Source organism: Pseudomonas sp. EA_15y_Pfl1_P101 (assembly GCF_963970835.1).
Classification (GTDB): Bacteria; Pseudomonadota; Gammaproteobacteria; order Pseudomonadales; family Pseudomonadaceae; genus Aquipseudomonas; species Aquipseudomonas tritici.
In genome coordinates this window covers 1-14,025 of record NZ_CAXAPA010000004.1, presented here as the reverse complement: position 1 = coordinate 14,025, position 14,025 = coordinate 1, and the positions used below count along the sequence as shown (strand labels likewise).

The 14,025-nt window shown below is 62.8% G+C and carries 8 protein-coding genes; 2 read left to right on the top strand and 6 right to left on the bottom strand.

What is annotated here, in order from left to right; all coding sequences use genetic code 11:
- The first annotated feature begins 154 nt into the window (after nucleotides 1–154).
- Nucleotides 155–2,218 (top strand): transketolase, encoded by a 2,064-nt coding sequence (gene tkt / locus AACY36_RS06885; RefSeq protein ID WP_339496840.1) that lies wholly within the window; start codon nucleotides 155–157, stop codon nucleotides 2,216–2,218.
- Between the two features lie 53 nt (nucleotides 2,219–2,271).
- Here tkt and uvrA read toward each other — a convergent pair whose 3' ends face one another.
- From uvrA to lexA, 6 genes are all read right to left on the bottom strand, one after another.
- Nucleotides 2,272–4,791 carry an excinuclease ABC subunit UvrA gene (uvrA, locus tag AACY36_RS06880; RefSeq protein WP_339456807.1) on the bottom strand — a complete coding sequence of 840 codons (2,520 nt, stop codon included), beginning with the start codon at nucleotides 4,789–4,791 and terminating at the stop codon, nucleotides 2,272–2,274.
- Complete coding sequence (locus tag AACY36_RS06875) at nucleotides 4,788–6,500, bottom strand: ATP-binding protein (RefSeq protein ID WP_339415841.1); 1,713 nt, start codon at nucleotides 6,498–6,500, stop codon at nucleotides 4,788–4,790. The genes uvrA and AACY36_RS06875 overlap by 4 nt, the downstream gene beginning before the upstream one ends.
- 108 nt (nucleotides 6,501–6,608) lie before the next feature.
- Entirely contained in the window at nucleotides 6,609–9,701 is a 3,093-nt protein-coding gene (locus AACY36_RS06870) for an error-prone DNA polymerase (RefSeq protein ID WP_339415839.1), read from the bottom strand.
- On the bottom strand, nucleotides 9,677–11,089 hold the full coding sequence (locus tag AACY36_RS06865; protein WP_339415838.1) for a Y-family DNA polymerase: 1,413 nt from the start codon (nucleotides 11,087–11,089) through the stop codon (nucleotides 9,677–9,679). The genes AACY36_RS06870 and AACY36_RS06865 overlap by 25 nt, the downstream gene beginning before the upstream one ends.
- Before the next feature lie 7 nt (nucleotides 11,090–11,096).
- Complete coding sequence (gene imuA / locus AACY36_RS06860; protein ID WP_339415836.1) at nucleotides 11,097–11,711, bottom strand: translesion DNA synthesis-associated protein ImuA; 615 nt, start codon at nucleotides 11,709–11,711, stop codon at nucleotides 11,097–11,099.
- On the bottom strand, nucleotides 11,711–12,328 hold the full coding sequence (lexA, locus tag AACY36_RS06855; RefSeq protein ID WP_339415835.1) for a transcriptional repressor LexA: 618 nt from the start codon (nucleotides 12,326–12,328) through the stop codon (nucleotides 11,711–11,713). The genes imuA and lexA overlap by 1 nt, the downstream gene beginning before the upstream one ends.
- Before the next feature lie 202 nt (nucleotides 12,329–12,530).
- Between lexA and AACY36_RS06850 the strand changes: the two genes are divergently transcribed.
- A partial coding sequence (locus tag AACY36_RS06850) for a DUF6531 domain-containing protein (RefSeq protein ID WP_339496838.1) occupies nucleotides 12,531–14,025 on the top strand: 1,495 nt, incomplete at its 3' end.

The following is a 14,025-nucleotide window of genomic DNA, read 5'->3' as shown; positions in this document are numbered from 1 at the left end:
CAATGGCTTACGCCCTAGAAGCTAGACCATTGCGAGGGGTCTTGTCATGTTCGGGGTCAACACACCCCCGTTCGTCGCGGCACCGGCGATGCGATCAAACCTTCCTGGCGCCCCGCCCTCCACTGTAGATAGTCACTCGAGGGAGACCGGTTTCATGACTCATGCTGCCACCGCTGTCGACACGCAATGCATCAACACGATCCGCACCCTGGCCATGGACGCCGTGCAAAAGGCCAACTCTGGCCATCCGGGCACGCCCATGGGCCTGGCACCGGTAGGCTATACGCTGTGGAGCCGCTTCCTGCGATACCACCCGGAACATCCCGACTGGCCCAACCGTGACCGCTTTGTGCTGTCAGTGGGGCATGCGTCAATGCTGCTGTATTCGCTGCTGCACTTGGCCGGCGTGGTCGAGATTGATGAACATGGCAAACGTTCCGGCCAGCCGGCGATCAGCCTGGACGATATCAAGCAGTTCCGACAGGCCGGTTCGAAAACCCCAGGCCACCCTGAGTACCGTATGACCACCGGGGTCGAGACCACCACCGGCCCACTTGGTCAGGGTTGCGCCAACAGTGTCGGCATGGCCATGGCCGAGCGCTGGCTGGGAAAACGCTTCAATCGCGACGCTAAGGTGTTGTTCGACTACAACGTCTACACCCTGTGCGGTGACGGCGACATGATGGAAGGCATCAGCAGCGAAGCCGCGTCGATGGCCGGGCACTTGAAGCTGGAGAACCTGTGCTGGATCTACGACAACAACACCATCAGCATCGAGGGTCATACCGAGCTGGCCTTCAGCGAGGACGTGATCAAGCGCTTCCAGGCGTATGGCTGGCAAACCTTGCACGTGACCGACGCCAACGACTTGCAGGCGTTGAGCGCGGCGCTGGAGACCTTCAAGAGCAACACCGGTGCGCCCACCCTGATCGTAGTCGACAGCGTGATCGGCTATGGCTCGCCGCATAAACACAACACCGCCGCTGCCCATGGCGAGCCCTTGGGCGATGAAGAAATACGGCTGACCAAAGCGGCTTACGGCTGGCCGCAGGATTCGAGTTTCCTGGTGCCCGACGCAGCCCGCACGGTGATGCGTGATGCGCTGGTGGAGCGCAACCAGCCGTTGTATGAAGCCTGGAACCAGCACCTGTCGCAGCTTGAGCAATACGAGCCGAAACTGGCCGACGAGCTGCGCCGTATGCGCGCCGGGGAAATGCCTGAGCACTGGCAGGACGATGTGCCTCACTTCGACAGCGACCCCAAAGGCGTGGCCAGCCGTGCCGCCGGTGGCGAAGTACTGAATGCGTTTGCCGAGCAAATCCCCTGGTTGCTGGGCGGCTCGGCGGACCTGTCGCCGTCGACCAAGACCCATCTGACCTTCGAGGGCGCCGGGCGTTTCAGTGCCGACGACTACAGCGGACGCAACCTGCACTTCGGCATTCGTGAGCACGCCATGGGCGCGATTGCCAATGGCATGGCGCTGTCCTATCTGCGGCCGTACACCTCGACATTCCTGGTGTTCAGCGATTACATGAAGCCGCCGATTCGTCTGGCGGCGATCATGGAGTTGCCGGTGGTGTTTGTGTTTACCCATGACTCGATTGGCGTGGGTGAAGATGGGCCGACGCACCAACCGATCGAGCATCTCACGCAGTTACGCGCGACGCCGGGGCTGTTGATCCTGCGACCCGGTGATGCGAATGAAACCCTGGAACTGTGGAAGGTGGCCCTGGCGCAAACCCATCGACCGAGTTGCATGGTGTTGTCGCGCCAGCCATTGCCGACGTTGGACCGTACGAAGTATGCAGCGGCGTCCGGCGCGGCCAAGGGGGCTTATGTGTTGGCGGGTGGCGATGAGCCCAAAGTCCTGTTGTTGGCGACGGGCAGTGAAGTCAGCCTGGCTGTGGCGGCGTATGAGCAACTGAAAAGCGAAGGGATTGCTGCGCAGGTAGTCTCCATGCCCAGCTGGGAGTTGTTTGAAGACCAGGACCAAGCCTATCGCGACAGCGTATTACCGCCGGCAGTGAACGCTCGGGTGGTGGTCGAACAGGCGGGGCCGTTGGGCTGGGATCGGTATGTGGGGCAGAACGGGGCCAAAGTGGTCATGAACAGCTTTGGCGCGTCGGCACCGTTGGCCAAGTTGCAGGAGCAGTTTGGGTTTACGCTGGAGAATGTAGTGAAGCAAGCCAAGGCACAAATCCAACTGACCCGACACTAATCAAAACTGTGGGGGCTGGCCTGCCTGCTCCCACAGTTGATCTTCAGTGTCTGTTAGCTCAGCTCCCGGGCCAGGAACGGCGCGGTGCGGCTGGTTTTGCTTTGGGCGACTTTATGCGGCCTACCGCTGGCAACCACTGTCCCGCCCAAATCGCCTGCCCCCGGCCCGATATCAATCACCCAATCACTCTGCGCCACCACGCGCATCTCATGTTCCACCACAACCACCGTATGCCCCGAATCGACCAGCTGATTGAGCTGGCTTAGCAAGCGGTCCACATCCCGCGGATGCAGCCCCGTCGTGGGCTCATCCAGCACGTATAACGTGGCGCCCCGCGCATTGCGTTGCAACTCGGTCGCCAGTTTGATGCGTTGCGCTTCGCCGCCCGACAGCTCGGTCGCCGGTTGCCCCAGGCGCAGGTAACCCAGGCCGATATCCCGCAGCACTTGCAATGAACGCAACACACTGGGTTGTTCGGCAAACACGTCGACCGCCTGCTCCACCGTCAGCCCCAGCACCTGGGCGATGCTCAAGCCCTGCCATTTGATCGCCAACGTCTCGGGGTTATACCGCGCGCCGTGGCAGGTCGGGCATGGCGCGTACACGCTGGGCATGAATAGCAGCTCGACGCTGACAAACCCTTCACCCTCGCAGTTCGGGCAACGGCCCTTGGCGACGTTGAAGGAGAATTGGCCGGCGTCGTAATGACGTTTCCTGGCTGCCGGCGTGGCGGCGAACAGTTTGCGCACGTTGTCGAACAGCCCGGTGTAGGTCGCCAGGTTGGAGCGCGGGGTACGGCCGATGGGTTTCTGGTCCACCTGTACCAGGCGGCGGATCAGCTCGAGCCCGGCGCTGATACGTCCACCGCTGGTTTGCGGCGTGTCGTCTTCCAGGCTCGGCTCTTCGTCGCTTTCCACCACACGGCCGAGGCCGCAGCCTACCAGCTCCAGCAGCGCCTGGCTGACCAGGCTGGACTTGCCCGAACCGGAAATCCCGGTGACTGCGGTGAAGCAGCCCAGCGGAAAGTCGACGTTAAGGGCCTTGAGATTATTACGCGTCACGCCGTCCAGTTTCAGCCAGCCGGAGGGCTCGCGGCGTTCCTGATTCGACACGCGTTTTTCGGCGAACAGGTATTCACGCGTCTGCGACGCCTCCACCTGCGCCAGCCCCGCCGGCGGCCCGCTGTACAACACTTGCCCGCCATGCTCACCGGCCGCCGGGCCCACGTCGATCAGCCAGTCGGCGCGGCGCATGGTTTCCAGGTCGTGCTCCACCACAAACAACGAGTTGCCCGCCGCTTTCAAACGATCCAGCGCGGTGAACAGCGCCTCGCCATCTGCCGGGTGCAGCCCCGCCGACGGTTCGTCCAGCACATAGATCACGCCGAATAATTGCGAGCCCAACTGTGTAGCCAGGCGCAATCGCTGCAACTCTCCGGACGATAAGGTCGGTGTGCTACGCTCCAGGGACAAATAGCCCAAGCCCAATTCGGTCAAGGTACTGACCCGCTCGAGCAAGTCCTGGGCGATACGTTGTGCGGCCAGGCGTTTTTCCACCGACAGCTTCATCTTGTCATGCCCCGCCGCCACCGGCCGCAGCAACTCGGCCAGTTGCGCCAATGACAACTGCGACAACTCACCGATATCCACCCCGGCGAACTTCACCGACAGCGCGGCCCTGGTCAGGCGTTTGCCCTCGCATAACGGGCAAGCGCTGCCCTGCATGAACTGCGAGACGCGCTTTTTCATCAACGCGCTTTGGGTGTGGGTGAAGGTGTGCAGGATGTAGCGCCGCGCACCGCTGAAGGTGCCTTGGTAGCTGGGCTCAAGCTTGCGTTTGAGCGCATCGCGGGCCTGTTCGGGGGTGAAGCCAGCGTATACCGGGACAGTGGGGGTTTCTTCGGTGAACAGGATCCAGTCGCGTTGCTTTTTCGGCAGGTCGCGCCACGGGATATCCACGTCATAGCCCAGGGTCACCAGAATGTCGCGCAGGTTCTGCCCTTGCCACGCTAACGGCCAGGACGCCACTGCGCGCTGGCGAATAGTCAAAGAGGGATCGGGCACCATCAATGCCTCGGTCACTTCGTACGCGCGGCCAAGGCCATGACATTGCGGGCACGCACCTTGCGGCAGGTTCGGCGAGAAGTCCTCGGCGTACAGCATCGCCTGGCCCGGCGGGTAACTGCCGGCGCGGGAGTACAGCATGCGGATCAGGCTCGACAACGTGGTGACGCTGCCCACTGACGAGCGCGCACTCGGCGTACCACGCTGCTGTTGCAGGGCCACGGCGGGCGGCAGGCCTTCGATGCTGTCCACATCCGGCACGCCGACCTGGTCGATCAGCCGCCGCGCATACGGCGCCACCGACTCAAAATAACGCCGCTGCGCCTCGGCATACACCGTGGAAAACGCCAGGGACGATTTGCCCGAACCCGAGACGCCGGTAAACACCACCAAGGCATCCCGTGGAATATCCACATCAACGTTTCGCAGGTTGTGTTCGCGGGCGCCGCGTACGCGGACGAAACCAGTATGTTGGGCGGTGATCGAGGGGATGTTGCGCTGTGAAGTCATGGACAACCTTGTTGGGCGGCAAGCACGCTGCGGACCCGTTGCGTCAGGGCCTCGGGGCTGTAGGGTTTGCTCAGCAGATGAATCTCGGGACTCAGCAAATGATTGCTGGAGAGAATGTCGCGGGTGTGGCCGGAAGTGAACAGCACCGCCACGGGAGGTGTTTGCGCGCGAGCCCAGTCGGCCAGGTCGGTACTCTTGACGCGACCGGGCATCACCACGTCGGTGAAAATCAGCTCCGGCGGTACACCGGCCTGTAGCATCTTCATCGCGCGGTCACCGTCTTCGGCCGAGAGCACGGTATAACCCGCCTGCTCCAGCAGTTCCACGACCGTCTCGCGCACGTCTTCGTTGTCCTCGACCACCAGGATTGTTTCATGGCCATGGGCATGCGGCAGAGGCTCGTCACAGGCGTCCTCGCACTCCTCGCCGAGGCTGCGCGGGAAATACATCTGCACCACGGTTCCGCGCCCTTCCTCACTCCACACGTCGACATGCCCGCCGCTCTGGCGCACAAAGCCAAACACCATGCTGAGGCCAAGGCCGGTCCCATGCCCGTTACGCTTGGTGGTAAAGAACGGCTCAAACACCCGCGCCAGGATCGCCGGCGGCATGCCCACGCCGATATCGGTAACAGCCAGGCGCACGTACTCACCGGGCTTGATGCTTTTACCCGCGCAATCGCCGGGGTTGAGGATGATGTTCGCGCCGGTGATATGGATCACACCCTCACCTTGCATGGCGTCGCGGGCATTGATCGCGAGGTTGAGCAGTGCGTTTTCCAACTGGTTGCGGTCGACGTTGATGCACCACGAATCCTTGGGCAACTGCACATCGATGTGGATGGTTTCCCCAAGCGCCCGTTGCAGCAGCTCGCCCAGGCCCGCGTAGATGCGTTGCGGGTTATACACCGCCGGTGACAACGGTTGGCGTCGGGCGAATGCCAGCAATTGCGATGACAGCTTGGCACCACGATCCACCGCCGCAATGGCCGCCGCGACACGTCGCTGCACCTGCACGTTGTCCGGCTCGTAGCGGGCGAGCAGGTGCAGGTTGCCGGCGATCACTTGCAGCAAGTTGTTGAAGTCGTGCGCCACGCCGCCGGTCAGGCCGCCGATGGCTTCGAGTTTCTGCGACTGGCGCAACTTATCCTCGGCGGCAGAGCGCGCCTGCACTTCGGCGGCCACACGCTGCTCAAGGTTATGGGTGAGCTCCTGGCGCACCTGCTCGGATTTCACCAGCTCGGTGGTCTCCACCACAATCGCCAACACTCCTGCGGGTTGCTGACTGTCGCCGGCGACAGGGCTGTAATAGAGATCCAGCCACACGGTTTCCGGTTTGCCGTTACGCAACAACACCAGGTCTTTGTTATTGAACGACAAGGTCCCGCCCGCCAGGCAGGTGTCCAGCACATGACGGTTGAAGTCGGCCACTTCCGGCCAGCCCAGTTCTACCGGCGTGCCCAGCAGGTACGGGTGGCGGCCACCCGCAAACACCGAATAACTGTCGTTGTAGATCATGTACCCCGCGCGGCCCCACAACATCACCATCGGCACGGGTGATGCAAGCATCATCTGCACGTTGCAGACCAGGCTGGTGGACCACTGTTCAATGGCCCCCAGCTCGGTGTCCGACCAATCGAATGCACGGATCCGCCGGGCCATTTCACCGGCCCAGCCTTCACAGCCGTGAGAGTTGGATAAAAATTGCATCGGTTGGCTCTGCGCTAAGAGAAGACGGTCGCAAAAATTTGGAGCGCGTCGGACGCGGATGGTTCATCTCTTATAATTTAGGGGGTTACGCCTCCACAAGCCCCCGCCTCAGTGAAAGTCCCGGCTGAGCACATTTATCCCTTCCAACAGTGGTGTCAGGTCGGTAAGCCGGCCGGCGATCAGGTGCCGCACTTCACCCACTGCTTCCCAGCGCCCGTCCACTTTCAGCAGGCGCGAGCCCACCAGCGCCTGGCGCTGACGCTCAGCCAGGTCGCGCCAGACCACCACATTGAGGTTACCGAATTCATCTTCCAGGGTGACAAAGGTCACACCGCTGGCGGTGCCTGGGCGCTGCCGACCGGTCACCAACCCGGCGACGCTGACGTTGCGCCCATGCTCGACCAGCATCAGCTCTTGGGAACTGCGGCAACGCCGCTTACGCAATTGCGCGCGCAACAACGCCAACGGATGCGGGCCAAGGGTGGTGCCGACCGTCGCGTAGTCAGCGTACAGGTCCTCGCCCACTGTCGGTGCCGGCAACTCGACCACGGCTTCGTCGGGGCTGGGCAGGCCGGCAAACAGCCCGAGTTGCTTGTGCACCCCCGCCACTTCCCAACGCGCCTTGTGCCGGTTACCGGCCAGGGCGCGTAAGGCACCGGAATCCGCCAGCAACGCCTGCGCACGCGCATCCAGTCCGGCGCGTTCGTCCAAGTCAGCGATGTCGCTGAACGCCCGACGTTGGCGCGCCGCTTCGATGCGCCGCCCATCTTCTTCGCGAAACCCCGAGATCATGCGCAACCCCATGCGGATCGCCGGCTGCGCACCGTCGATGGGTTCCAGGCTGCAATCCCAGTCGCTGGCCTGCACATCCACCGGGCGAATCTGCAGACGATGGCGCCGCGCATCCTGCAGGATCTGGTCGGGACTGTAGAAGCCCATGGGCCAGCTGTTGATCAGCGCACAAGCAAACGCCGCGGGTTCATGGCATTTGAGCCAGCAACTGGCGTAGGTCAGCAAGGCGAAACTGGCGGCGTGGGATTCAGGGAAGCCATAGCTGCCAAAGCCCTTGATCTGCTCGAAGAGCTGCGCGGCAAACTCTTCGCTGTAGCCGTTTTTCAACATGCCAGTGCGCAGGCGTTGCTGGTGCGGTTCCAGGCCTCCATGGCGTTTCCAGGCAGCCATGGAGCGGCGCAATTGGTCGGCCTCGCCGGGGCCATAGTCGGCGGCGACCATGGCGATTTGCATGACTTGTTCCTGGAACAGCGGAATGCCCAGGGTGCGCTCGAGCACGGCTTTCAGTTCCGGCGAGGGATAGGTCGTCTCCTCCTCCTTGTTACGCCGACGCAAATAGGGATGCACCATGCCGCCCTGGATCGGCCCCGGCCGCACGATGGCGACCTCGATCACCAAGTCATAAAACGTCTGAGGCTTGAGCCTGGGCAACATCGACATTTGCGCCCGCGACTCGATCTGGAACACGCCGATGGTATCGGCCTTGCTGATCATCGCGTAAGTAGCCGGGTCCTCCTTGGGCACCGACGCCAGGCTCAAATCCCGGTTGCGATGGCGGCGCAGCAGGTCGAAACAGCGGCGGATCGCGCTCAGCATCCCCAGAGCGAGAATATCCACCTTGAGCAGGCCGACGGCGTCGAGGTCGTCCTTGTCCCACTGGATGATCGTGCGCTCGGCCATGGCCGCATTTTCCACCGGCACCAGGGTGTCCAGCGGGTATTCGGAAATCACAAAGCCGCCGGGGTGCTGGGACAGGTGCCGGGGGAAGCCGATCAGTTGCTGAGTGAGCGTGAGCACACGACGCAAGATTGGGCTTTCGGGGTCAAAGCCGGCTTCACGCAGGCGCGCCAGGGGCGGCGTGTCGTCGCTCCAACGCCCGCAACACTCGGCCAGCGCATTGATCTGGTCCGGCGGCAAGCCCAAGGCCTTGGCCACATCGCGTACCGCGCCGGTCGCGTGGTAACTGCTGACCACCGCCGTCAGCGCTGCACGTGTGCGGCCGTAGCGCTGAAACACGTACTGCAGCACTTCTTCACGGCGTTCGTGTTCGAAGTCCACGTCGATGTCCGGCGGTTCATTTCGCTCCCTGGAGAGAAAGCGCTCGAACAACATGCTCGTCAGGCTTGGGTCGATCTCGGTGATGCCCAAGGCAAAACACACCGCCGAGTTGGCCGCCGAGCCCCGGCCCTGGCACAGGATCGAACGGCTGCGGGCGAACTGCACAATGTCATGCACCGTAAGGAAGTAGCTTTCATAGCCCAGCTCGCTGATCAGCTCCAGTTCGTTGTTGATCTGCTGCAAGGTCTTGGCGTCGACACCCTGCGGCCAACGCTGGGCGATGCCTGCTTCAGTCACGGCGCGCAGCCAGGATTGGGCGTTGTGGCCGGTGGGGACCAATTCGCGTGGGTAGTGATAGCGCAATTGGCTGAGGTCGAAGGTGCAACGGCGGGCGATGGCCTGGGTTTCATCGAGCAGCGACGCGGGGTACAGCGTGCTTAACGCCTCCAGGCAACGCAGGTGCCGCTCGCCATTAGGGTGCAGCCGCGTGCCGGCTTCGGCCACTGGCACGTGATGACGGATGGCAGTCATGGTGTCTTGCAGGGCGCGGCGACCGCGCGCATGCATATGCACATCGCCACAGGCCACCGCCGGGATTTTCAGGCTGGCCGCCAGTGCCAGGCGCTGCTCTAGGTGGCGCGCATCGTCCTGGCCGCAATGCAAATGCACCGCCAGCCACAAGCGCCCGGCAAAGGTGCGGCGCAGCCATTGGATCTCGGTTTGAGTGTTGCTGTCTTCGGCGACCCACAGCGCCAGCAGGCCGGGCAACGGTTGCTCGAAGTCTTCCAGCAGCAGGCGATAGCTGCCTTTTTCGGCACGCCGCCTGGCCAGGGTGATCAAGCGGCACAGGTGCTGGTAGCCGCTGAGGTCTTGCACCAGCAGCACCAGTTTCGGGCCGTTCTCGATGCGCATCTCGCTGCCGATAATCAGCGGCAGCGCCACCGCCTTCGCCGCCTGCCAAGCGCGCACGATGCCCGACAACGTGCATTCGTCGGTGATCGCCAAAGCGCTGTAGCCCTGGCGCTTGGCCCGTTCGAACAACTCCAGCGCACTGGATGCACCGCGCTGGAAGCTGAAGTTGGACAGGCAGTGCAGCTCGGCATAGCTCATGCAAACCAGCCTTGCAGCCACAGGCCATCGCTTTGCCCCACGGTGCGATAGGCCCAGCCTTGCTGGCCGGCGCGGGTCTGGACGAGGTAGTAATCACGGCGGATATCGGCGCCGTCCCACCAGCCGGATTCGATGCGTTCCGGGCCCATGAGGATGTGCACACCGTGATCGGCCAGCAGCGTGGGTTCGTGCAGCAGCCAGCCGGGCCGTTGTACTTTGTTCAAGGCCTGGCACGGATTTTTATCCGCCGCCGCTTGCCAGGCGCATTCTGGACGATGGTCGGCGTGAAAGCGCAGGCCCTGCACTGCCTCATCCCCCAAGCGCGCGCGCAGGCGCTCGCGCAATTGTTCCCACGGCAGGGTCTGTTGCGGGCGGTCGTCGAACAGGTCATGGCGTTGCGGCACGAACACTGGCAGGTCCTGGGCCACCAGGCGAAAGCCGCGTACCGGTGAGGTCACTTGAACGTGCTCCAGGCGGCCACGGGCCAATTCAAACAGCATCGCCGGTTCACGCTCGGCGCTGAGCAGGCCGACCTTGATCACACTGTCCGGCGCCTGGGCGTGTTCCAGGTGCAGGTCGAAACGCTGCACGCCACTGTCGCGGCCGCACAGAAACGCGGACAGATCGCCGGTCAACCGTCTTAAAGGAAACAGCAGCGCCTGGTGGGATTGCACATCGAAATTCAGCTCGATACGCACATCAAACTGGTCCGGCGGCTGGTAGAACGCCAAGGCCAGCGGCCGCTGCCCGGTCAGTGCATCCAGGTGCTTGAGCAAACTGGCATCAAAACGTCGCGCCAAGGTATGCCGGGGCAACGCCTGCACCTGGGCCAGGCGGCGCAGGCCCATGCGCGAAAGGGCCGTGGCGGCCTGTGGTTCGAGCCCGGCGCGGTCGATGGGCAGCGGCGCCAGGGCCTGCATCAGGACGTCATCGGTAACCGCCAGGCCATCATCGATATTGGCCAGCACCCGCGCGGCGGCCGGGTTGGGCGCCGCGACGATACGGTGACGAAAGCCCAGTTCGGTCAATTCCTTGCGCAAGCGCGCTTCAAACCGCGGCCACGGCCCGAACAGCCCCAGGCTCGATTCGATCTCGAACAGCAAGGCCCGCGGGTAATACAGGCTGACTTGGGAGCTGAACTGGTAGGCCCAGGCGGCGAGGAACTGTTGGTAGCGCTCGATCTCGGCAGGGTCGTATTCGGCGCTGGCAAAGGTCTTGGCCAGGGCATTCGCAGCCGTCAGGGATTGACCGGGGCGCAGGCCCAAGGCGCGGGCGGCGTCATTGACGGTTTGCAGCACGCGTTGCTGCGGCGTGCCGGCCAGCAGGGCCAGGGGTTGGTCCGGTTCGGGGTGCACACGCAGCACCCCGTCCAGCGCCAATTGCGGGAAAACAATACACACCCAGCGCATGGCAACCTCAGTGCCCCGCCAGCGCAATCGGCGCCGGATGGGCCAGGCCGCCCCGGCACTTGAGCACTCGCACCTGCGCGGGCTTGGCCTCGACCGCCAGGCGCAAGGCGGCGGGCGATGAGTTGATCGCCTCGCCCAAGGCGCGCCAGCCAAATGCCAGGGTCTGCCCGGTTTCCGCCGCGACTTGCAGGCGACGCAGCGCCCGGTCATCAGCCTTGCGCGGCCAGCACAACACCGCGCCGCAACTGCCGGAACGCAGGCATTGCTCCACTGCCCATAAGGCGTCGCGCTCCTCGGCCTGGATCACCGAGAGCAGGCGCAGATCGATCCCGGCGTTCTGCCACGCATGCGGGTAGGGCGTATGAGGCGGCGCCACCAACACAATTCGCTCCCCCGCCTTTGATAAGCGCGCCAGGGTCGGCAGCACCAGTTGCAGCTCACCCACACCGTCCTTGGCCATGAGGATTTCACTCAAGGCCGCCTCCGGCCAGCCGCCCGTGGGCAACACCGCATCCAGCGCCGCCAACCCCGTGGGATGCACACTCGCCGGCGGCGCGGCGGGTCGGCCTTTCCAGACACGCCCGCCATTGAACAGCGTGTCCAGTGCAATCACGGCGCTCATCAGCCTTGCCTCACCAAACCGCAGAACACGCCTTCGATGGCCAGGTCCTGGTCGGGCTCCACCACGATAGGCTGATACGCGGGGTTGCGCGGCAGCAGGCGCACGCTGTCGCCATTGCGTTCGAACCGTTTGATGGTCACTTCACCGTCCAGGCGCGCCACCACAATCTGCCCATTCAACGCCTCGGCACTGCGTCGTACGCCCACGAGGTCACCATCGAGGATGCCGTCCTCAATCATTGAGTCACCCTGCACCCGCAACAGATAGTCCGGAGTTTTTGCGAAGGTAGACGGGTCGAGTTGCAGGCGGCTGTGCACTTCGGCATCGGCGCCGATGGGCAAACCGGCAGCGACTCGACCGAGCACCGGCACATCCAGCCATTCCGGACGCACCGGTTGATTGAGCAGGCGAATGCCCCTGGCCTGGTTAGGGTTGACCTCGATAAACCCGGCTTCGGTCAGCGCCAGCACATGCTTGCGCGCCACGCTGCGCGAGGCAAAGCCGAACGCCTCGGCAATCTCGGCGAGGCTGGGTGGCTGGCCTTGCTGCGCGATGCGGTCACGGATAAAGGTCAGGATGGCGGTACGGCGTGGGGTCAGAGTCGTCATGGAGTACATTTGTACTCTTTTGGGAAATTTCTGACAATAGCCGCCAGTCGCGTGGAGGAAGGACGAGCGTTGTCGAAACGTCCCACGTGATGGTCGGATTACCTCTACTCCCCTCCCCTGAAAAGGTCCGCAAAGTCCTTCGCCTGAATACACAGTGCGAGGGATTGCAGATGGCGTTTTTTGTGTGGGCCCCAGCTGATGGGGCTGCTTCATGATAGGCCTAACCAGCCAAGCTATTGGCTATTTGGTGCTGGCCACCATGGATTCGAAGGCGCGAGACGTCGAAGCCGTTATCAGCGACTTCAAGCGCTGCCTTAATCACTACGACGCCTGGGCCGAGAATTTTTTCAGCTTTTCGGCATTGGATATCGAACAGGTATTCAAGGTCGGGGATGAAGTGACGCTGGTCGCGCCGATCAGCCCTTCGCTTTTTCCCAGCACCACCACCGCAACCTGCCAGGCCAACGGCACGCTGACCCTGGTGCATATGTTCCAGAGTTCACGGTTCGTGCCCATTGGCAGTACGCCCGTGATGGTGCAACGCATCGACCCCAACGGTGGCCCGCTGGGTGAGCCGATCCATAAGACGATTGGCCCCAGCGGCATTCTCGAAATCACAGAATGTGATCGCAACCAGCAGTACCGGGTCAGCTTCTACCCCACTGTTTCCAAAGCGCATTTCAAGGCGTTGTACGCCTCTTATCAGTCGGTTATCGCACCGCTGGAAGGTTGGCTGCGCGCGGAATGGAGCAGCACCTTCGAGCCGCTGTGGAAGGGTTATTCCGAAGCCAACTTCCTCAAGCGCTACCTCTCACTGCATCAAGGCTATGCCCGCGGGTTTGGTGAGGCGTTGCATTCGCTGTGGGACACCATCAAGCAGCTGTTTCAGTGGCTCTCAGACCCGCTGGGGCATGCCGAAAAACTTCTGCATTACCTGTCTCAGGACCAATTTGAACAGCTGCTGAAACTCGGCACCGAAAGCATCGCTAAGGGCTTGTTAGTGCTGAGCGATGAGCCGCTGCTGTTTATCTATCTGTCGGCGATGGTCAGCTGGATGCGCCTGTTGCCGCCGGCGTACATGAACGAGTTGCTGGGGGAAATCAGCGCCGAGGTATTGATCAATTTGTTGCTGAGTCTTGCTACTGCCGGGATGGGCATGGCGGTGCGCATGAGTGCGAAGGTGCTGGGGGGCATCAAGTCTCAGCGAGCGGGCAGGTGGCTGGAACATATGGCTGGGCAGTTCGGGAAGGCACGCGTGGAAGACCATGCAGAGCTGGCCAAACCGATTCTGCTGGGGGGGCCGGCGACGCCGATCAGGGTGATTCCGGATGTGCCGCTGAAGGTTGGGGATCAGGTGGTTTCCAATCCGGTGCCGATGGTTAGGGACAAGGTGGAACAGCGGACGGTGTTGGTGCGAAAGGAACCTGTCGACGATGCCCCTGCGGTTGCGAAAAACCCAGCTGGCGATGCGACGGCTTCTTCGGACAAGACCGCAACCAATGGCTGCCCAGTATCGATGGTCACTGGCGAGGAATTGCTGACACTGACCGATGGTGCGCTCGATGGGATTCTGCCGTTTGAGTGGACTCGGTTGTACCGCACCAGTGCGGTGGAAGTGGATTGCGGGCTGGGGTTTGGCTGGAGTCATTCGCTGGCGCATCGGCTTGCTGTTTCCGGTGACTCGGTGGTGTGGACGGATCATGAGA